This window comes from Dissulfurimicrobium hydrothermale, from assembly GCF_022026155.1.
Classification (GTDB): domain Bacteria; phylum Desulfobacterota; class Dissulfuribacteria; order Dissulfuribacterales; family Sh68; genus Dissulfurimicrobium; species Dissulfurimicrobium hydrothermale.
The window spans coordinates 1,626,473-1,646,346 of the sequence record NZ_CP085041.1 but is presented as its reverse complement, the minus strand read 5'-3'; the positions used below and the strand labels follow the sequence as shown (position 1 = coordinate 1,646,346).

Sequence of the window (19,874 nt, the reverse complement as noted above, 5' to 3'; positions counted from 1 at the left end):
TATAAAAAAGAAAGGGTCAGGCCGCAGTCGCATTTTATTACCTTTATGCAAACAGATCCTTATGGTCCTCTTTTACAATCGGCCGGGTATCCGGATGCACCAGGATCAGCAGCTAGACCGTCCTTTATTTTTGGTGCGCAATCGTCAAGGATCCAATACCATGGCCCCTCTGCCGAAGGTAAAAGGCTTGAGACGACATCTATGACGCTGGAACAAGGGGACAGCTTCCAGGCCTTGATAGACAAGATTTTTCAAAAAAGAGATATCGGGGACGAGTTGGCCGCGGACGTGACAAAGAAGCTCTCTAGACTTATAAATTTTAAAAGATTGCAACCCGGCGACGTCTTTTCCGTCTCTACAGATTATGCAGGGCACCTTGTAAGATGTACATACGAGAGAGGGCCCTTTGAGCTGTATGCCATCGAACCCGATCAAGACGGCGGATATAAGGTCTATCAAGAAGATGTGACGCTTGAACGCAAGGTGGTCAAGTTGTCCGGTGTCGTAGGTGATTCGCTTTTCGACGGTTTTTCGAATATCGGCGAGCAGCCGAAGCTGGCACGGGCCTTTGCCAATATCTTTTCATCACAGATAGATTTCAATACCGAATCCATGCCGGAAGACAGGTTCGACCTGATCGTCGAAAAGTATTTTAAACACGGCAGATTCATAGGGTATGGCCGGATACTGGCAGCCAGGTACGACGGGGTGTTGAAAGATATAAACGCCTATTATTTCAGGAGGAAAGGGGCCAAAGAAGGGCATTATTTCGATGCAAACGGACGTGAGATAGGTACGGCCTTTCTGAGGTCGCCTCTTCCAGTAATCAAGATCACGTCCAGATTCAGCTTTCACAGATTGGACCCGATCCTGGGGTCTGAACGCCCCCATCTGGGTGTTGACCTTGCAGCCCCTATAGGCACTCCGGTCATGGCTGCGGCAGACGGCAAGGTCGAATTCGCAGGGTGGGAGAACGGCTTTGGGAAAACCGTGCGTCTAAGGCACTCTGGCGGGATCGAGACCCAGTATGCGCATCTGTCAAGGTTTGCAAAGGGCATAGCGGTTGGAGCGAGGGTGAAGCAAAAGCAGGTGATCGGCTATGTTGGCATGAGCGGTCTTGCCACCGGCCCTCATCTTGATTATCGACTTGCCGTAAAAGGTGTGTTTAAAGACCCATTCAGCGTAAAATTCATGCCGAAATCCATACTTGCAAGGGCCGATCTCAAGCGTTTTGAGTCCCAATCCTCTAAATGGATGGCCTGTTTAAGACAGGAAAATCCTGCCAAAAAGGTACTATTTGTGGAATTGCGCAAGGTCAAAGGGCCCCCTGATGGCTGGCTTGGCTAGTAGATATTCAAGGCCGTTATTTTTTATAACAGTGGCTATCTTATTTGCTGTCTGTCTCCCTCATCCGTCTTCAGAGGCAAACAGGGTGGCTGTGAATTGGACCCCTTTGATAGAACGCCTTATAAAAGACGGTGAAGATGGGGCGAAGATGAGGCGCCTATTTGCCAGGTCGGAGGTTAGATTCGACCCGAGAGTAATGCCTAGAAAACTGACCCACAGTGAGGCAAAACTTGATTACGCCCAGTTTCTGCGTCCTGACAGGATAGCCAGGGCTGAGAGATTTATTTATGCAAATTATCAATTATTGACAAGGATCGAGCAGGAATATGGCGTTCCAAAGGAGGTATGTGTCGCTATACTTCTTGTTGAGACTGATCTCGGGAGAAATCCAGGCGGCGCTCTTGTCTTCAATGTACTTGCAAGCATGGCCCTGGCCTCTGATCTAAAACAAGTGCGTCCATGGCTTCCGGATACCCTCTTTTCGTCCAGCGAAAACGATATGCTAATGGCAAGTATCCAAAAGAAGTCGGAGTGGGCGTATCATGAGCTCCATGCCTTTTTGGATTATGCCTATCAAAACAATATAGATCCTTTGAGTATAAGGGGCTCCATATTCGGTGCCATAGGGATATGCCAATTTATGCCGACGAACGCCATTCTTTTTGGGGTTGACGAGGACAAAGACGGCAGGATTGATCTCTTCTCCAAGGCGGACGCTATTGCAAGCATGGCCAATTATCTTAAAAGCTATGGCTGGTCGCCTGGGCTTAATTATGATGATGCGGTGCAAGTTATTTTAAAATATAACTACAGTCGGCCGTATGCAGAGACGGTCCTTCAGGTGGCGGAAAGATTGGGTCTTAAGATAGGAGATAACAGTGTTGTTGCAGGGGTCCCTGACGCCGCAAGCCGAGCTTTTTGAGCGTACGAGGCGATTTCAAGGGCATTTGAGGGATCTGGGGATAGAGCTTGCCATGCTGCGCCAAAATGCCGATCTTTATTACTTTACCGGTACGGTGCAGGATGGACATCTGTTCATACCTGCTCATGGTGAGCCGCTTTTTCTGGTCTGGAGGGTCTTTGAAAGGGCCATCAAGGAGTCTGCTTTAAGAGATATAAGACCGCTTTCTGGCATGAGCGGCCTGAATGAGGCGCTCAAGGAAAAGGGCCTTCTGGATGCCGCGGTTGTCGGGCTTGAGCTTGATTGTCTTCCAGCGGCCTTATACCTCTACTACAGTAAAAATATCTGGCCAGGTGCGAGATTTGTTGATGTAACCCATGCAGTGCGTCTTACCCGTGCCGTAAAGTCCCGCTGGGAGATCGATCGGATCAGGGAGGCGTGCGGCCAGGTGGCCGAAGCCGTGGCCTGCGTCCAGGAAACCCTGCGTGAAGGCCTTACCGAGCTGGAGCTATCCAGCCAGATTGAAACCAGGCTCAGATTGCAAGGACATCCCGGCTACCTCCGCATGAGGGGATGGAATCAGGAGTGCGGTATGGGACATGTGCTCTCCGGCGCGGATGGGGCCATGCCATCATGGACCAATACGCCTGGCGGAGGCCTTGGGACATCGCCTGCCTATGGTCTGGGCGCAGGCACAAGGACAATCAGGACCTTTGAGCCCGTGTGCATCGATTTTGGTGGTTCATCAAACGGCTATCTCTGTGACCAGACAAGGCTTTTTTGCATAAAAGGCCTGCCTGAGCGCCTTTTGGATGCCTATAAGGCGGTCTTGGAGGTTCATCAGGGGATCAAAGAGCGGCTTGTCCCGGGTGCAAGCTGTTCCTCGATATATGACTGGGCGATAAATCGGATGGAAGGTCTTGGATATGCGCAGAATTTTATGGGATTTGGCCGAAATCAGGTGATTTTTATCGGCCATGGCCTTGGTGTAGAGGTCGATGAGTACCCGTTTCTTTCAAGAAAGAACCCGATGCCTTTGGCTGAAGGCATGGTTGTTGCCGTTGAGCCGAAGCTTGTATTTCCGGATGAAGGCATTGTTGGCATAGAAGATACCTATTTGATTACGCAAAACGGCGCAGAGCGCCTGACCACAAGCCCGCAGGAGCTGATAATCTGTTAGATCCGCCATGTCTGAAGAGCTTTTAAGGTCATTGTTCCCGTTCTCGGCCCTCGAATCCGCCGGCCAGGGCCATAATCTGCCCGAAAGACAGGTCTGGCAGGTCTCAAGGCTCCTTTCTGAGATAAATTACCTGCTGGATGGGGCCTTCCATTATATCTGGATCGAGGGTGAGGTATCTAATTTTAAGAGGGCCTCCTCCGGGCATATTTATTTCACATTGAAGGATAACTATGCACAGATCAGGGCCGTGATGTTCAGGTCACAGGCGGCTTCCAGCTCATCCGGCATCCAGGACGGCCAGCACGTGACTTGCCTTGCCAGGCTGAACGTCTATTCCGGCAGGGGAGACCTTCAGCTCGTGCTCGAATCCATTGAAAGGAAAGGGGAGGGGGCCTTGATGCTGGCCCTTGAGGCGGTCAAGGCAAGGCTCGCGAAGGAGGGGCTCTTTTCAGAAGGGCGCAAGAGGCCTCTGCCGCTTATACCTGAGAGGGTATTTGTCATTACATCGCCGACAGGAGCGGCCATACAGGACTTTATACGTACGGCAAGGGGCAGGTTCAAGGGCGCCAGAATTATTATTTGTCCTGTAAAGGTGCAGGGCGAGGGTGCGAGCGAGGAGATTATCGCGGCCTTAAGGATGATATCTAAGGTTGTAGGGGATGGCGATGTTATAGTCCTTACCAGAGGCGGCGGTTCAATAGAAGATCTGTGGGCCTTTAACAGCGAGGACCTAGCCTGGGAGATATCTAGGGCACCGGTGCCTGTTGTCTCTGCGGTCGGCCATGAGATAGATTTTACTATTGCCGATCTTGTTGCCGATTATAGGGCCGCGACGCCTACCGCCGCGGCCCAGGCGATATTTCCATCTCAGAATGTATTGTTAAGGCGGCTTGAGGGCCTGAGACAAGACCTTCTGCGCGCGGCTTTAAATAGGATAAGGTTTGAAAAGAAGGGCGTGCAGATGCTTGCCTATCGCCTTAAAGACCCAAGGCATGCCCTGAGAGAGCGACAGTTAAGATATGATAACCTTTTTGGAAGACTTGAAGGTGCGCTCAATGGATACAAAAGACGCTGCAGGGTCTTAAGCGCCCAGATGGAGGCCATCTCTTTAAGATGCGTAAGGGCCGGCAGTCTATATATTGAGCGGAAAAGGACAGCGCTTTCAGGGGTTGTCGGGCGTCTTGAGGCGGCGAGCCCGCTGTCGATCCTTTCGAGGGGCTACAGCATCGTCTATAAAGGTCTTGGCGATGAGGTGGTCAGGGATGCGGAAAAGGTTAAGGCCGGGGAAAGGCTGGTAATAATTCCACGGAATGGGGCCATCCTCTGTGAGGCATTGTCCGTGGCAAAAGACAGATATGTATTCAAAAAGACAGATCAGGCCAATCAGGTTTAGGATTCCATTCCATGTAATGCCGCCAAAGCCCTTTGATATTTTTGACAAAGGCCATATCTTCCTCAATCGTTCTGCCTCTGACGGTCAAATATCCGCCTACGAGCATGGCGTCGGCCCCTGAAAGAAATGCAAGCACCTGGAAGTCCTTGAGCGCGGTCTCGCGACCTCCGGCTATCCTTATGGCCTTGTCCGGCAGTGCAATTCTGAAGACGGCTATTGTACGTAATATTTCATATATAGGGATAGCTGGGGTTGAGGCAAGCGGAGTGCCTGGTATAGGCACGAGGATGTTTATGGGTACGGAATCCACATTGAGATATTTGAGCGTAGCGGCCATGTCGATGCGGTCTTCTGAGGCCTCGCCAAGGCCTATTATGCCGCCGGTACAGACCTCAAGGCCAGCTTCCTTTGCAGCCAGGATTGTGTTGATCCGTTCATTGAAGCTATGGGTCGTTACTATATTGGGATAAAACCTGGCTGATGTCTCTATATTATGGTGATAGCGGCTCAGCCCAGCCTCTTTCAGTTTTATGAGGCTATATTTGTCGATTATCCCAAGGGAGGCGCAGATATTTATTCCGACTCTGCTCCTTATAGCCGATATCCGTTCTGCATAGAGGTCTACCTCTTCATCATTGGGGCCGCGTCCGCTTGCGACGAGGCTGAAGCGCATTGAACCAGCTGCCTTGGCCCTTTGTGCCTCTTCGACGATCTCGGCCGTGGATTTAAGTCCATAGACAGGGCTGCCGGTCTTGAACCTTGCCGATTGGGCACAAAATGCGCAGTTTTCGGTACACAGCCCTGACTTTACATTCATAATCGTGCAGAGGGATAGACGATTGGACCTATGCTTGAATTTGACCTCAAGGGCCTGATCCAGGAGTGTTTTTAACGGAAGACCTGAGAGCAGCGATAATTCTTTCGATATAGCGTTCCAGGGATTCATGTCTTGGCCTCAAGTGAAGACAAGACTGAAAAGAGTCGGTCGAGTATGTCTCTGATCTCGCCAATAGTTACGGAAAGGGGGAGGAATAGATAGATAATATCACCCAACGGCCGGATTATCAGGCCTTTTTTGAGCCCCTTCATGTATGCGAGCCACCCCATCCGCATCTTCGGATCAAAAGGCCTTTTCGTGGCCTTATCCTCCACCAGCTCGAAGGCGGCAACCATGCCAATTCCCCTTATATCCCCCACGATCGGTATGTCCCTTGCTCGTTCCTTTTCTCTCTGCAGAAATGCGATCTTGTCCGCGGTCTTCTCAAGTACCATCTCTTGTTCAAATACGTCGAGTGATGCGAGCGCGGCAGCCACAGCCAGAGGATTTGCCGTAAATGTATGGCCATGGAAGAAGGTCTTGCCCTTTTCGTAATCGTCATAAAAGACCTGGAAGACCTCTTCTGTCGTAAGGGTTGCGGCCATCGGGAGATATCCCCCTGTAATACCTTTTGAGAGGCAGAGAAAATCCGGCTCGATCCCGGCGTGTTCAAGGGCGAACATCCTGCCTGTACGCCCGAAGCCTGTAGCCACCTCGTCAAGGATAAGGTGTGCCCCGTAGGCCTTGGCAAGATTTGCCAATTTTTTGAGATATTTTACAGGATAAACTATCATGCCGCCAGCCGCCTGAAGGAGCGGCTCGAGGATGATGGCTGCTATGCCGCCCTCGTCTAGTAAGGTCTCAAGTGGAGAAAGACACTCGAGCGTGCAGTCATCGGCGCATGGCTTTTCGTAGACGCAGCGGTAACAATATGGCGAAGGCAGCCGATGGGTCTTGAAAAACAGGGGTGAAAATATGGAGTGGAAGCCGCCGGTGCCGCCTACGCTCATTGTGCCGATGGTATCTCCATGATATCCACGGTCAAGGGCGACAAATCGTTCTCTTTCAGGATGTCCTGCCTGTTTCCAATACTGGAATGACATTTTTAATGCAACCTCGCACGCTGTTGAACCGTTATCGGAATAAAAGACCCTGGTAAGATTGGGCGGGGTGATCCCGACGAGGCGCTCAGCCAGTTTGATGGCGCCTTCATGCGTGGTTCCTGCAAAATGAACCTGTTCGAGGCGTCCGAGCTGGGCCTTTATAGCCGCATTAATATAAGGGTGATTGTGGCCGTGGACGATGCACCACCATGAAGAGATGCAGTCGTAATACGCTGTTCCATCCCTGTCATATAAAAATACGCCGTCTGCATGATCCACAAAGAGCAAGGGCACCTTTTCAAGGTCTTTCATCTGTGTATAGGGGTGCCAGAGAAACCTTTTGTCTTTTTCAACTATGTCCATTTAGGCCCTAATTCGTCTCTCTTAAACAGTCGAGTAGATACTGTACCATAGGTTCTATAGTGTAAAGGGCCTCTCTGGGTTCTTTTACGCGCTGGATCGGCCCGAATACCGGGAGGTCACCGAATTCCCCGATTGTCTTTAAGTTATCATTGACGATTAACGGATCAGGGACATCGTTCTGATTATTAAGAAGCACGCACAATATATTAATGCCCCGCCTCTCCATCGCCTCGATTGTAAGTAAAGTATGATTTATCGTACCGAGTCCGCTCCTTGCCACCAGGACGACTGGCAGTTTAAGCTCGCCAACCAGATCTATGGTCAAGAGATCTCGGGACAGAGGTACAAGAGCGCCTCCGGCCCCTTCAATAATAAGGATGTCACATTGTGCGGCAAGAGAGCGAGAGGTCTTGATCAAATGCTTTTTTTCTATGGATACACCTTCCGTTTCAGCAGCAAGGTGGGGCGAGGCCGGGAAAGAAAGACAATAAGGAGATTCAAAGGAGCCTGCCTTTGGCAGGTCTTTTTCTCCTATGAAACTATAGATAAATGCCAGGTCATCTGAATAGGCGCGCCTGCCGGTACTTACCCACTTTTGAACCTTGACTGCAAGACCGCGGTCAAGAAAGGACCTGGCAAGGAGGCTGGCGGCGAAGGTCTTTCCTATATCTGTATCTGTCCCTGTGATGAAGATGATCATTAGTCAGATATCTACCGCCAATCGATATTTGATTCAAGAAGGCTATGTTTTTGTGAATATGTAAAATAGATTACCAGGCCTATGGCCAGCCAGATAAAAAACCGTAACCAAGTGATGAGCGGCAGACCGGACATGAGATATATGCAAAAGGCTGCCCCTAGAGCCGGTATTAATGGGTTTAGAGGTGTCCTAAAAGGCCTTTTAAGCTCAGGATGTGTATGTTTCATGATGATAACGCCGAGACAGACTATGGTGAATGCTGCAAGCGTGCCAATGTTGACAAGTTCAGCTACGTGAGAGATCGGCGTGAAGCCGGCTACCAATGCCATTAATATACCGCTTGTCAAGATTATTTTGACGGGCGTTTTGGTGTGCGGATAGACGTCTGAAAAAAAAGCTGGTAAAAGTCCATCTCTGGCCATGGCCAGGAATATCCGCGTCAGGCCGTAATACAGGACGAGCATGACGGTTGTAAGTCCTGCAATGGCCCCTGCAGCTATCAAGGCCGATGACCAACGATATCCTATCCTAAGTAGGGCCTCTGCAACAGGGGATGGGACGTTAAGCGTTTGATACGGGACGATGCCAGTCAGCAGACCGGAGACGAGCATGTATATAAGCGTGCATATTCCGAGCGAGGCCAGGATGCCTATAGGTACATCGCGTTGAGGCCTTAGGGCCTCTTCGGCTGCTGTTGATACGGCATCAAAGCCTATATATGCAAAAAAGATGAGTGAGGCGCCTCCCACCACGCCTTTCCACCCAAACGGCATGAATGGGTTCCAGTTGGCTGGATTTATGTTGCCGGCTGCTATGATTATAAATACTGCAATAGCAAAGAGCTTTACAGCCACCATGGCTGCATTGAAATGTGCGCCAGCCTTTACGCCTATGATCAGCAGGAGCATCAGTAGGAGGATCACCGCCGCCGCCGGAAGATTGATAAAGCCGTGGGCGTTTTCGGCAAATGATGAAAGTATGCATTGCGGCAGATGGATATTGGCCGCCGTCAATGCGTTGTTGAAATAACCTGACCATCCGATAGCTACGGCAGGGGTGGCGACGCCGTATTCAAGTATCAGATCCCAGCCTATGACCCATGCTATAATTTCACCGAGTCCGGCGTAGGCATAGCCGTAAGCGCTCCCGCAACCTCCAACAGCGGAAGCGAGTTCGGCATAGGCTAGCGCTGAGAAGGCGCATGCAAGGCCGGCCAACACAAAGGAGAATACAATGGCCGGCCCGGCCTTTGTGGCTGCTGCAATACCGGTCAGGACAAATATGCCGGCCCCTATAATCGCCCCTATGCCGAACAGTGTCAGATCTAGGGCATTGAGACAGCGCTTTAATTCAGTCTCACAAAAGAGACCGTTTGTCACCTTCTTGGTGCGAAATAATCGTTTAATATCCATGGCAACAGCATTCACCTATAATTTTGATGCTTGCACAGATTAAACTAAATAATAGGCATGGATTGGGACGTCAATGGGTAATGTCGATTATTGCATATGCATTTCATCTAAATTAGTATTTATTTATCAAGTTTTTTAAAAGCCTAGAATTTCATATCAACAAAAAATATATCCGGAGGCCAATACAATGAAAATAATAGCATTCGGCGACATACATATGGATTATCAGGCAGCTGATGATATACCTGTCGTGAGGGATGCCGATTTGCTCATCATTACAGGTGATTTAACCAATTTCGGCGGAAGGGATGACGCAGAAGCGGTGTTGAGCGCCGTCCGCAGCCTCAATAAGAACATATATGCCCTGCCTGGCAACCTCGACCAGCCAGCCGTAGGCGTCTTTCTCGACGAGATAGGCATAAATCTGCACGGCAAGGGTATAAAAATCGGTGGAATAGGTATATTCGGCGTAGGTGGATCTAATGTAACGCCGTTCAATACGCCGACGGAATTTTTAGAGAATGAGCTCTATAGGTTGGCGATAAAGGGGTATAAAGAGATAGCTTCGCTCCCTGTGAAGATATTTGTATCTCATACGCCGCCCCTCAATACCTCTGCTGATAGGATAAAAAGCGGGGTTCATGTAGGAAGCGAGGCTATTCGGAGGTTTATAGAAGAAAAACAACCCGATCTCTGTCTCACAGGCCATATCCATGAAGCCAGGGGGGAGGATCGGATTGGCAAGACAGTTATATTGAACCCAGGCATGCTAAAAGTGCCCGGCTGGATCGAGATAGAATGTGATGAGACAGGGGTGCGGGTTGCCCGATTAAATCAATTTCTTGCATAGTCTTTTAATCAAAAAGATAAAGGCGCATCAATGCAATGCGGGCCTGTAAATAATTTTGTGTAAACGGTCTTGTTTTTTCATATTCAATAAGCAGGCATTCTGTCACCAAATAAGATGGAAAAGCGGTTCAATGCGGCCTTCCAGTCTCTGATTGGCATAGTCCATTTCCTGGCGATATTGTTCAGCGCCAGATAAAGCAGTTTGAGCATAGCCTCGTCATTGGGGAACGAACCCCGGTTCTTAGTAACTTTGCGCAGCGACATGTTCAACGATTCTATAGCGTTAGTCGTGTATATCACCTTGCGTATCTCCGGCGGATAGGCAAAAAAGGGATAATGCGCTCCCAGTTCCTGCGCCAGGATTGGCCGATGGACGGATGCGTTTCATCCCATTTTTCCTCAAAGGCCGTAAGATTCATCTCAGACTGCTCGGCGGTTGTCGCCTGGTAGATGGTCTTGAGGTCCGCAGCTACCTCTTTGCGCTGTCTCCATTAGACATATCTCAGGGAATTGCGCACCATATGGACAATGCAGAGCTGTATCCGGGTGCGAGGAAAGACCGTCTCAATGGCCTCGGGGAAACCCTTCAGGCCATCCACACAGGCAATAAAGATATCCTGTACCCCACGATTTCTCAACTCTGTCACTACCTGCAACCAGAACTTGGCGCCTTCGTTTTCCGCAACCCACATCCCCAGGACATCCTTGACCCCATCCATGGTGATACCGATAGCCAGATAGACCGCCTTGTTCATAACATGTCCATTATCGCGTCCCTATAGATGATCGGGTAAACAGTGTCCAGAGGGCGATTCTGCCAGATTTTAACCTCATCGGCAACAGCGTCAGTGACCGCTGAAATCAGGCTGGGAGAGACATCAACACCATAGATATCCTCCAGATGCCCCTGAATCTCCCTGGTGGTCATACCCCGGGTGTAGAGTGAAATAATCTTGTCATCAAAACCGGAAAAGCGGGTTTGCCCCTTCGGAATGATCACCGGATCAAAGCTGCTGTCGCGGTCACGAGGGACATCGATCGGCAGCTTGCCAAACTCACCCTTGATGGTCTTGACGGATTTGCCATTACGGGCATTTCCGCCTTTGACGGCTATTGCACCATGTTTCTCGTGTCCCAGATGGACAGCCATTTCCGCCTGCAGCGCCCTTTCCAGAAGGGCCTTGGTCAGTTGCTTGAGCAACCCGTTTTCCCCGATCAGCTCTTCGGGTCTTTTACAGTCGTAGCCGACAAACAGACGATCCAACAGTTCTTTTTCAATGGCCATAATGATCTCCTTTTAAAGGGTGGGATATCGACATACCCCTGAATGGCCATTTACACAAATTATTTTACACCCTCTGCAATGCGCCTTTATCTTTTTGATGGTTCGGATTTAAAATTATTTTACGTCTTCGAAATCGGCGTCTACTACATCTTCATTGCCGCCGCCTTTTCCCTTGCCTGACTCTTCACCGCCGCCTGCCGTGCCGCCTTCCGATGCCTTTTTATACATCATTTCAGCCAGTTTATGGGATGCCTGTATAAGTTCATCCTGTGCCTTTTTGATGGCCTTGATATCAGTCCCTTCAAGTTCTCTTTTGAGTGCCGCTATCTTGTCGTTTATCTGGGTCTTTATGGCCTCATCCACCTTGTCCCCAAGGTCGGCGAGACTCTTTTCGGTGCTGTAGATAAGACTGTCGGCGTGATTCCTGGCATCTATGAGTTCTTTGCGCTTGCGGTCTTCCTCGGCATGAAGTTCGGCATCTCTTATCATTTTTTTGATCTCTTCCTCAGTGAGGCCGCTTGATGCCTGGATGCGTATTGATTGTTCTTTACCGGTTGCAAGGTCTTTGGCCGAGACATTTAGGATTCCATTTGCATCTATATCGAAGGTGACTTCGATCTGTGGTACGCCCCTCGGCGCAGGTGGGATGCCTACGAGTTCAAAGCGCCCTATGGTCTTATTGTCGGAGGCCATTTCCCTTTCACCTTGAAGGACATGAATGGTAACAGCATTCTGGTTGTCAGCAGCAGTCGTAAATATTTGGCTTTTTTTGGTGGGGATGGTGGTATTTTTTTCTATGAGCTTTGTCATAACGCCGCCAAGGGTTTCTATACCGAGTGAAAGCGGCGTTACGTCAAGGAGAAGTACATCTTTTACCTCGCCCTTCAAGACAGCGCCTTGGATTGCTGCGCCGATGGCCACAACTTCATCAGGATTGACACCCTTGTGAGGCTCTTTGCCAAATATCTCTTTTACCTTCTCCTGCACCCTCGGCATGCGGGTCATGCCACCCACAAGGATCACTTCGTCTATATCAGCGGCCGTCAGCCCTGCGTCTTTGAGCGCCGTCATACACGGCGGCACCACACGGTCTATCAGGTCGGAAACCATGCTTTCAAGTTTCGCCCTAGTCAGCTTAACCACCAGGTGTTTGGGGCCAGAGGCATCTGCCGTGATAAACGGCAGATTGATCTCGGTCTCGGCAGTGGTTGAGAGTTCACATTTTGCCTTTTCAGCGGCCTCTTTGAGCCGCTGCAGCGCCATTCGATCCTGTCTTAGATCTATGCCATTTTCCCTCTTGAATTCATTGGCGAGCCAATCGACGATCTTGAGGTCGAAGTCCTCGCCGCCCAAGAATGTGTCTCCATTTGTAGCTTTTACCTCGAATACGCCTTCCCCTATCTCGAGGATTGATATATCAAATGTACCGCCGCCAAGGTCAAAGACTGCTATCTTTTCCTCTTTTTTCTTGTCGAGGCCGTATGCAAGGGAAGCGGCTGTCGGCTCATTTATTATGCGAAGGACGTTAAGTCCTGCAATGCGGCCCGCGTCCTTTGTGGCCTGGCGCTGGCTGTCGTTAAAATATGCCGGCACGGTTATTACCGCATCTGTTACCTTTTCGCCAAGGTAGTCTTCAGCGGTCTGTTTCATCTTTGTGAGTATCATGGCGGATATCTCAGCCGGGCTGTATTGTTTTCCTCTGATTTCGACATATGCGTCACTGTTGGGGCCCTCGACGATCTTATATGATACGATGCCCTTTGATTTTTGGACCTCGGGATCGGAGAATTTCCTCCCAATCAGCCTCTTTACCGCAAAGACCGTATTTTCCGCATTGGTTACGGCCTGTCTTTTCGCAAGCATGCCTACCAGTCGTTCGCCTTTGTCGGTAAAGGCTACAACCGAAGGGGTAGTGCGGCCGCCTTCAGCGTTGGCCAAGACCTTCGGATCACCACCTTCCATTATGGCAACACAGGAATTTGTGGTGCCTAGGTCTATCCCAATAACTTTAGCCATATTTCTTTATCCTCCTTATAAAATCGTTGTATTTTTGTTTAAAATAGCGCTTTTGGATAAACTAAGCACTTGTTTCGCCTTGTCCACTGCCGCCGCACGGTTTTTTTGATACGACCACCAATGCAGGCCTCAGGAGTTTTTCGTGCAAGGTGTAGCCCTTTAAGAGTTCTTTTATAACAGTGTTTTCCTCATGTTCGTGGCTTTCTTCGATGCAGATGGCCTCATGTAGATTTGGGTCGAATCTCTGTCCTTCCGCTACAAAGGTCTTCAGACCAAACCTTTCAAGGGTCTTGAGATAGCCTGAAAGTGTAAGTTCGAGTCCTTCGATCAGCCTGTCGATGTCTCTGCTTTCCTTAGAGGCAGCCACCGCCCTTTCGAGATTGTCTAGAAAGGGCAGCAGCTCATTTGAAAAGGACTCAAGGGCATATTTCATGTGCTCTTCTTTTTCGCGCTCGATCCGTTTTTTGAAGTTTTCAAGCTCTGCTGCCAGGCGCAACATCTTGTCTTTGCATGCAGCTATCTCTTGATCTTTTTCTTTAAGTCTGGCGACTAACTCTTCGTAATCTTCTTGTCCACGGGTTTGTTGTTGATCTTGCCGTTGATCTTGTTCTTTATTTTGTACCTCAGTTTGTTGTTCTTGTTGTTCAGTTTCATGTATATTCATAATCTTCATAACTCCTTTAATTTTTCGCTTAAGACCTTGGCGGTATATTCAACAAGGGGGATCATTCTGGCGTAATTCATCCGCATAGGTCCTAATATGCCGAGGGTGCCAAGCGGTCGGCCTGTATCGGAATATGAAGAAAGTACTATACCACAACAAGGGCCTTTGTCTCCAAAGCCTTCATAGCCTATGAATATCTGCATCTTGTTTGATTCAAGGCACTTATCCAGGAGGGTAACCAAGTTTTTTTTCTCTTCGAGCGTCTTTAACATAGCCCTAAGACGGGTGATTTGGTAGAATTCAGGTTGATTTAAGAGATTTTGTCTCCCGTCTATAAAGAATTCTCCATAGGTTTCGGATGATTCCTGTCTGTCTAAAAGTTCGTTGATCAAGATGTTGAATATGCGCTTTTCCTCCTGAAGTTCCTGCATCACGGCGTCCCTGGCCTCTTTCAAGTCCTTGCAGCGATCAAGGAGGTTGTTTAGATATGCTGAGAACCTCTCCATTCGCCTTTGGGAAAGATCAGTTTCCGTCCTGATCAGTCTATTTTGCACAACCCCGGAATCGGATACGGTCACAACCAGGACGAGGCCAGGTTTTATATGTATGAACTCGATGTGCCTGAGCATGTCTCTGTCAGGCCTGGGCGCGCTGACTATGGCGGCGTGACCCGAGAAGACAGCGAGTATCTGCGCCGTTCTGCTCAAGATAGCAGTAAGATCATCATGTGTGCTTGAGAGCCCTTCCTCAATGGCCTCCTGATCCTTCAGCGAAAGGGATTCTTTTTCAATCAGATGGTCGATATAATATCGTATGCCGGCCTCGGTTGGCATACGTCCTGCAGAGGTGTGCGGTTGTACGAGAAGCCCCATCTCTTCGAGATCGGCCATAATATTGCGTATTGTCGCAGGGCTGAGGCCAAAGTCGCATTTCTTCGAGATAGTCCTAGATCCTATGGGCCCTCCCTTGCTGATGTAAGCATTAACGATCGCCTTGAGCAGATACTTGCTGCGATCCGATATGTCTATAGTGCGATCGGATTTTAACATAAACTTTTCCGATTTTAGATTTAGCGCTTAGGTTATAAGAGAGTGCTAGTGAAAAATAATTCCACCGAGTTTGGATGTCAACTTGATGGGCATATGACTTTTAGGTTGAATAGCCGCCAAGGTTAATGTTATATATTTAAAACTCTAGGAGAGATTAAATGAGTGAAGGTTTTAAAATCCAACTTGATGAAAAGGACATTCCTGATGCGTGGTACAACATCCTACCCGAGCTTCCCACCCCGCTTGCCCCACCCCTGCATCCAGTTACCGGAAAACCAGTCACGCCTAATGATCTGAAACCTATATTCCCTGAGGCACTCATAGAACAGGAGATGAGCCAGGAGACATTGATAGAGATACCAGGGCCTATCAGAGAGATATATAAGCTCTGGAGACCGACCCCGCTTCACAGGGCAAGGAACTTGGAAAGGGCCCTAAAGACACCGGCCAGGATATATTATAAAAATGAGGGGGTAAGCCCTCCCGGGAGTCATAAGCCGAATACAGCTGTAGCGCAGGCCTATTACAACAAGGCGGCTGGCATGAATAGACTTGCTACGGAGACAGGGGCGGGCCAATGGGGAAGTGCCCTTTCCTTCGCATGCGCCCTTTTCGATATGAAGTGTACGGTTTATATGGTAAAGGTAAGTTACAATCAAAAACCGTATAGAAGAATCCTTATGCAAGCATGGGGTGGTGAGGTCTATCCGTCCCCAACCGATAGAACCAGTTATGGCAGGGCCGTCCTTGCAAAGAATCCTGATTCAAACGGTAGTCTCGGCATGGCAATTTCAGAGGCGGTTGAAGATGCTGCAACCCATGAAGATACAAATTACGCCTTGGGCAGTGTCTTGAATCATGTCCTTCTTCACCAGACGGTCATAGGTCTCGAGACCCAGAAACAGCTTGATCTTGTTGATGACAAGGCCGATATAGTTATAGGTTGTGTGGGTGGCGGATCGAATTTCGGCGGCATGGCCATACCCTTCGCAAGGGATGTGATCAAGGGAAAAGAGACCGTTGAGTTGATAGGCGTTGAGCCTACATCCTGCCCGACGCTTACCAAAGGGCAATTCAGATATGACTTCGGCGACGCAGCCGGCATGACCCCGCTGCTTCTTATGTACACCCTTGGCCATAACTTTGAACCGCCGGGTATACATGCAGGCGGTCTGAGATATCATGGGGACGCCCCTGTCCTTTGCAATCTTGTGCATTCGGGCCTGATAAAGGCAAGGGCCTATCCACAAAACCCTGTCTTTGAAGCTGCTCTTTTGTTTGCAAGGACAGAAGGTATCATCCCTGCGCCAGAGACATCACACGCCATCAGGGCCATGATAGACGAGGCCTTGCGGTGCAAGGAGACCGGGGAGGAAAAGTGCATAGTTTGTTGTTTAAGTGGGCACGGCCACTTTGACCTTTCTGCCTACGATGACTATATGGCTGGGCGGCTCATTGACTTTGAATACCCAGAAAAAAAGATAGCCGATGCATTGATGGATTTGCCTAAGTTCCCTACAGGCATATAGTAATGAGCAAGCAACCTCAAAAAATTTAACTAGTTTTTTTTAAAATACGAGGGAAATTTAAGGGCGGCGAGGTTGACGGCCTTTTTATGGATATAGCCACACTGGCTGGACTGATTTCTGGTATCGCACTGATCTTGGTAGCCATTTTCCTGGGCGGTGGCGTTGCAAGCTATATAAACCTACCCGGGGCCTTGATTGTTTTGGGCGGGACGCTTGCAGCTACATTTATCAGGTTTACATTTTTTGATCTCGTAAATAGCATGAGAGTTGCAGCAAAGGCCTTTTTTGTCAAGACGCCGTCTCCGGAGTCGATTATCCAGGAGATAATATTCCTTTCTCATATTGCACGGAAGGAAGGGATTCTCAGGCTTGAAAAGGTCCCGATTAACGATCCGTTCCTTAGAAAGGCCGTCATGTATTGTGTCGATGGTTATCAGCCAGAATTTATAGCCCAGGCGCTTGACAGGGAGATAGAATTCACGCTCGAGAGACATGGCGTTGGCCAAAGCATCTTTATTGCCATAGGAGAGACTGCGCCAGCCTTTGGCCTGATTGGCACCTTGATAGGGCTGGTTGCCCTTTTGGGCCATATGAAAGAACCTTCGTCGATCGGACCGTCTATGTCTGTGGCTCTGCTTACTACGCTCTATGGGGCTGTAATAGCCAACCTCATAGCCTTGCCGATCGCCGACAAGCTTAAGCGCAGGAGCCAGGAGGAGGAGTTAAATAAAAGATTGGTTGTTGAGGGTATACTCGGGCTACAGAAAGGTTTGAATCCAAAGATACTTGAGGAATTTCTCAACAGCTTTCTGCCAGCGCAAAAAAAGGTTGAGACGGTTGATTTATGAATAAAAAATGGGGATTGAAGATCAAGAAGAAGGGTACGCCCATTTGGGTGCTTTCATTCAGTGATTTGATGACCCTATTACTCGGTTTTTTTGTGTTGCTTCTATCATTTTCTTCAATGGATGTAGCTAGATACAAAGAGATATCGGATTCCTTGAAGCAAAGTTTCGGGTTGCAAAAGGTTGAGAAAAGGGTACTGAGCGGTGAGAATATCTCACGTGAGACATCGATCAGGCTGAAGAATGAATTCATAATGAAAAAGATAAAGGCGGCGCTCGGGCCGGAATTGACAAAGAAGTCGATAGAGGCAGAGACCGTCAATGACAAGGTGGTTCTGAGGATGAAAGATGATGTCCTCTTCGATATAGGACAGGCCAAGATAAGGGAGGACGTAAGGCCTGTTTTAGACAAGATAAGGGAGGTAATAGTAAATGTTCCTGGCGATGTAATGGTTGTGGGTCATACTGATAATCTCCCGATCAAGAGCCCTCTCTACCGTTCCAATTGGGACCTTTCCGCCGCGCGGGCGGCGTCGGTGGTTGATTATCTCCTGGAATCCAAGGGCATTGATGCAAAAAGGTTTTCCGTCGTTGGTAAAGGGGATAGCGAGCCGAGATTTCCGAATGATACGCCTGAGCATATGGCTGGCAACAGGAGGGTCGAGATCATTTTTGTCCAGTCAGGTCATCCAAGCGACCTTGACGTCACACCGCTTATCGAAAAGAAGATCGGTGACGACAAGGGGCTGAATATGAGGACGTCATGATCGGCAGCACAAGGAGAACGGTAGGATGAGGAGATATGACGATGAGGCGAAAAAAGACAACAGATCATATGTCAGGATAAAAGATGAGGTATTTCTGCGGGTTACAGCAGTGGAGGAAGACGAATATACAAAGGCCATGGATCTGCGCGAGAAGGGGCAGGATCTTAGATCGTCAGGCAGTACGTATCAATTTTTTGATAAAAAGCTAAGCCTGTACATCCAGAGGCTCAAGGAAAGAGACGATGTCTTGGCGAATATCCTTGAGATGTTGGATAAAAAATTGGATTTTATCCTAAAAAATCTATTGGTTGGTAAGGGGGATAGTCTTCCTGATGAGCTCTATGAGGTCGACATAAGCGCCGCAGGGATCGGTTTTAGGCATAGTGAACCATTTTCAAGGGATCAATTGCTCAGGATAGAGCTGCTCATCCCGCCTGAGATGATATTTATAAGGTGCTATGGTAGGGTTTTGAGGTGCATCAGTGATGCCGATGGGGGTTTTAGGATAGCCGTAAGATTTATATGGGTAAATGAAGCAGACCAAGATCTGCTTGTCGAGCATATCTTTAATAAACAGATGCTCCAACTGCAACTTGTACGCAGACAAAGGGAAGAGACCAAGTCTTAGGTATTATAAGGATTGTTCCTGTAGTTGATCCCTTTTCTATTTTTTATAGATAATTTGGATACTTCCCAAATCTTAAAAGGGATGAAATTGTCACGGCGGCTTTGGGAGTGGCGGTTTTAGCTATTGTTTAAATATTAACGATAATGCCACTGCGTTGTAGCTTCAATGAAATCCCCAATTAGGCTGCCAGGAATGACAAATTTGCATTGATCATAATATTAAGCCAGGTCATCTCCCTGGCCTGGCCGTCCAGTCAGGTGTCTTCGATGTCGAGGAGTTCGCCGCGACGTAGTTCTGTAACCTGTACATATCCAGCTTCAAGTCCGTTTTTGATGCCCTCCAGCACCATATATGCCTTTTCGCGGTCGCTTGCATAGATATCGACCGCTGCATATTTGTTTTCAGGCCATGTGTGGATGATTACATGCGCATCGGGCATCTTGGCCGTGCCTGATACGCCGTATGGGCTAAATTGGTGCACTATTACCTCGAATATGTATGAATCCTGGCCGTCTATGCCGGTAGCGTCCTTGCCGAGAAGATTGAGCGCTTTTTCTATGACCTTGGCGTCGGCCAGTGTAGCAAATGGAGATTGCCATATCTCGGCCAGAAGATGGGTGTCCATCACAGCGCCCATCCGTTGCCTTGCCAGTTCATGCCCAGGCTGTTTCTGATTCAATCCGTTGTCATTTGCAGCGGCGAGATTAAATGTCATGGCCTTGCCCTCCTTAACAATCAACAATTTAGACATGCAAAAAGCCCTTTACCCATGCCATGGGTAAAGAGCCTGCTGATCCCGGCAGGATACAGCCAGAATTCAAGCCTACAAATGAAATTGGTCGGGACGAGAGGATTTGAACCTCCGACTCCCTGAACCCCATTCAGGTGCGCTACCAGGCTGCGCTACGTCCCGAGATCTATTTCCTTTCTTATGTTGAAACGATAAGAGCGGATAACATTTTTTTTTATCTACGTCAAGGATTAAATAGCAATAAAACTTCACAAAAAGTTTAGCAGCATTGATAA

Annotated in this window: 17 protein-coding genes, 1 tRNA gene and 1 pseudogene; 9 read left to right on the top strand and 10 right to left on the bottom strand. The window is 48.8% G+C overall.

Annotated elements, in window-relative coordinates; all coding sequences use genetic code 11:
* Positions 1–201 precede the first annotated feature (201 nt).
* From LGS26_RS07880 to xseA, 4 genes are read left to right on the top strand one after another with little or no spacing between them, the layout of a single operon-like run.
* Positions 202–1,347, top strand: coding sequence for a M23 family metallopeptidase (locus tag LGS26_RS07880; protein WP_237888335.1), 1,146 nt, complete (start codon positions 202–204; stop codon positions 1,345–1,347).
* Positions 1,331–2,269, top strand: a complete 939-nt coding sequence (locus LGS26_RS07875) for a lytic murein transglycosylase (RefSeq protein WP_237888334.1) — start codon at positions 1,331–1,333, stop codon at positions 2,267–2,269. The genes LGS26_RS07880 and LGS26_RS07875 overlap by 17 nt, the downstream gene beginning before the upstream one ends.
* The gene (locus LGS26_RS07870; RefSeq protein WP_237888333.1) at positions 2,226–3,428 is read left to right on the top strand and encodes a M24 family metallopeptidase; all 1,203 of its coding nucleotides are present in this window, start codon (positions 2,226–2,228) and stop codon (positions 3,426–3,428) included. The genes LGS26_RS07875 and LGS26_RS07870 overlap by 44 nt, the downstream gene beginning before the upstream one ends.
* A gap of 7 nt (positions 3,429–3,435) precedes the next feature.
* Positions 3,436–4,821: an exodeoxyribonuclease VII large subunit gene (xseA, locus tag LGS26_RS07865; protein WP_237888332.1), complete on the top strand. Its 1,386-nt coding sequence runs from the start codon at positions 3,436–3,438 to the stop codon at positions 4,819–4,821.
* Here the strand turns inward: xseA and bioB are convergent.
* Genes bioB through LGS26_RS07845 form a run of 4 tightly spaced genes read right to left on the bottom strand, consistent with a single transcriptional unit; the run spans position 4,790 to position 9,216 of the window.
* A complete protein-coding gene (gene bioB, locus LGS26_RS07860) occupies positions 4,790–5,767 on the bottom strand; it encodes a biotin synthase BioB (protein WP_237888331.1) in 978 nt (325 codons plus the stop codon). The two genes, xseA and bioB, sit on opposite strands and share 32 nt — an antisense overlap.
* Positions 5,764–7,104, bottom strand: coding sequence for an adenosylmethionine--8-amino-7-oxononanoate transaminase (bioA, locus tag LGS26_RS07855; protein ID WP_237888330.1), 1,341 nt, complete (start codon positions 7,102–7,104; stop codon positions 5,764–5,766). Before bioA ends, bioB begins: the two co-directional genes overlap by 4 nt.
* A 7-nt stretch (positions 7,105–7,111) precedes the next feature.
* Positions 7,112–7,804 (bottom strand): dethiobiotin synthase, encoded by a 693-nt coding sequence (gene bioD, locus LGS26_RS07850; protein ID WP_237888329.1) that lies wholly within the window; start codon positions 7,802–7,804, stop codon positions 7,112–7,114.
* Between the two features lie 11 nt (positions 7,805–7,815).
* A complete protein-coding gene (locus LGS26_RS07845) occupies positions 7,816–9,216 on the bottom strand; it encodes an amino acid permease (protein ID WP_237888328.1) in 1,401 nt (466 codons plus the stop codon).
* Positions 9,217–9,403: 187 nt separating this feature from the next.
* On the opposite strand from LGS26_RS07845, the gene LGS26_RS07840 reads away from it, so the two are divergent.
* Positions 9,404–10,066, top strand: coding sequence for a metallophosphoesterase (locus tag LGS26_RS07840; protein WP_237888327.1), 663 nt, complete (start codon positions 9,404–9,406; stop codon positions 10,064–10,066).
* Between the two features lie 83 nt (positions 10,067–10,149).
* Here the strand turns inward: LGS26_RS07840 and LGS26_RS07835 are convergent.
* The 4 genes and pseudogenes from LGS26_RS07835 to hrcA all read right to left on the bottom strand — a co-directional run bounded on the left by LGS26_RS07835 (position 10,150) and on the right by hrcA (position 15,079).
* Positions 10,150–11,350: pseudogene (locus LGS26_RS07835) on the bottom strand (IS256 family transposase).
* Between the two features lie 114 nt (positions 11,351–11,464).
* Positions 11,465–13,366 (bottom strand): molecular chaperone DnaK, encoded by a 1,902-nt coding sequence (gene dnaK / locus LGS26_RS07830; protein WP_237888326.1) that lies wholly within the window; start codon positions 13,364–13,366, stop codon positions 11,465–11,467.
* Between the two features lie 61 nt (positions 13,367–13,427).
* Positions 13,428–14,030, bottom strand: coding sequence for a nucleotide exchange factor GrpE (grpE, locus tag LGS26_RS07825; RefSeq protein ID WP_237888325.1), 603 nt, complete (start codon positions 14,028–14,030; stop codon positions 13,428–13,430).
* A gap of 5 nt (positions 14,031–14,035) precedes the next feature.
* Positions 14,036–15,079, bottom strand: a complete 1,044-nt coding sequence (gene hrcA / locus LGS26_RS07820) for a heat-inducible transcriptional repressor HrcA (RefSeq protein ID WP_237888324.1) — start codon at positions 15,077–15,079, stop codon at positions 14,036–14,038.
* A gap of 158 nt (positions 15,080–15,237) precedes the next feature.
* On the opposite strand from hrcA, the gene LGS26_RS07815 reads away from it, so the two are divergent.
* The 4 genes from LGS26_RS07815 (at position 15,238) to LGS26_RS07800 (ending at position 18,848) form a co-directional block, all read left to right on the top strand.
* Positions 15,238–16,608, top strand: coding sequence for a TrpB-like pyridoxal phosphate-dependent enzyme (locus LGS26_RS07815; RefSeq protein WP_237888323.1), 1,371 nt, complete (start codon positions 15,238–15,240; stop codon positions 16,606–16,608).
* A gap of 86 nt (positions 16,609–16,694) precedes the next feature.
* A complete protein-coding gene (locus LGS26_RS07810; protein ID WP_237888322.1) occupies positions 16,695–17,456 on the top strand; it encodes a MotA/TolQ/ExbB proton channel family protein in 762 nt (253 codons plus the stop codon).
* Positions 17,453–18,220, top strand: coding sequence for an OmpA family protein (locus tag LGS26_RS07805; protein ID WP_237888321.1), 768 nt, complete (start codon positions 17,453–17,455; stop codon positions 18,218–18,220). Before LGS26_RS07810 ends, LGS26_RS07805 begins: the two co-directional genes overlap by 4 nt.
* Before the next feature lie 25 nt (positions 18,221–18,245).
* On the top strand, positions 18,246–18,848 hold the full coding sequence (locus tag LGS26_RS07800) for a PilZ domain-containing protein (RefSeq protein ID WP_237888320.1): 603 nt from the start codon (positions 18,246–18,248) through the stop codon (positions 18,846–18,848).
* Between the two features lie 253 nt (positions 18,849–19,101).
* Here the strand turns inward: LGS26_RS07800 and LGS26_RS07795 are convergent, their stop codons facing one another.
* Together LGS26_RS07795 and LGS26_RS07790 are read right to left on the bottom strand one after the other, a co-directional pair.
* A complete protein-coding gene (locus tag LGS26_RS07795; RefSeq protein WP_237888319.1) occupies positions 19,102–19,563 on the bottom strand; it encodes an S-adenosylmethionine decarboxylase family protein in 462 nt (153 codons plus the stop codon).
* Between the two features lie 121 nt (positions 19,564–19,684).
* Positions 19,685–19,761 (bottom strand) — tRNA-Pro (locus tag LGS26_RS07790).
* Positions 19,762–19,874 lie beyond the last annotated feature (113 nt).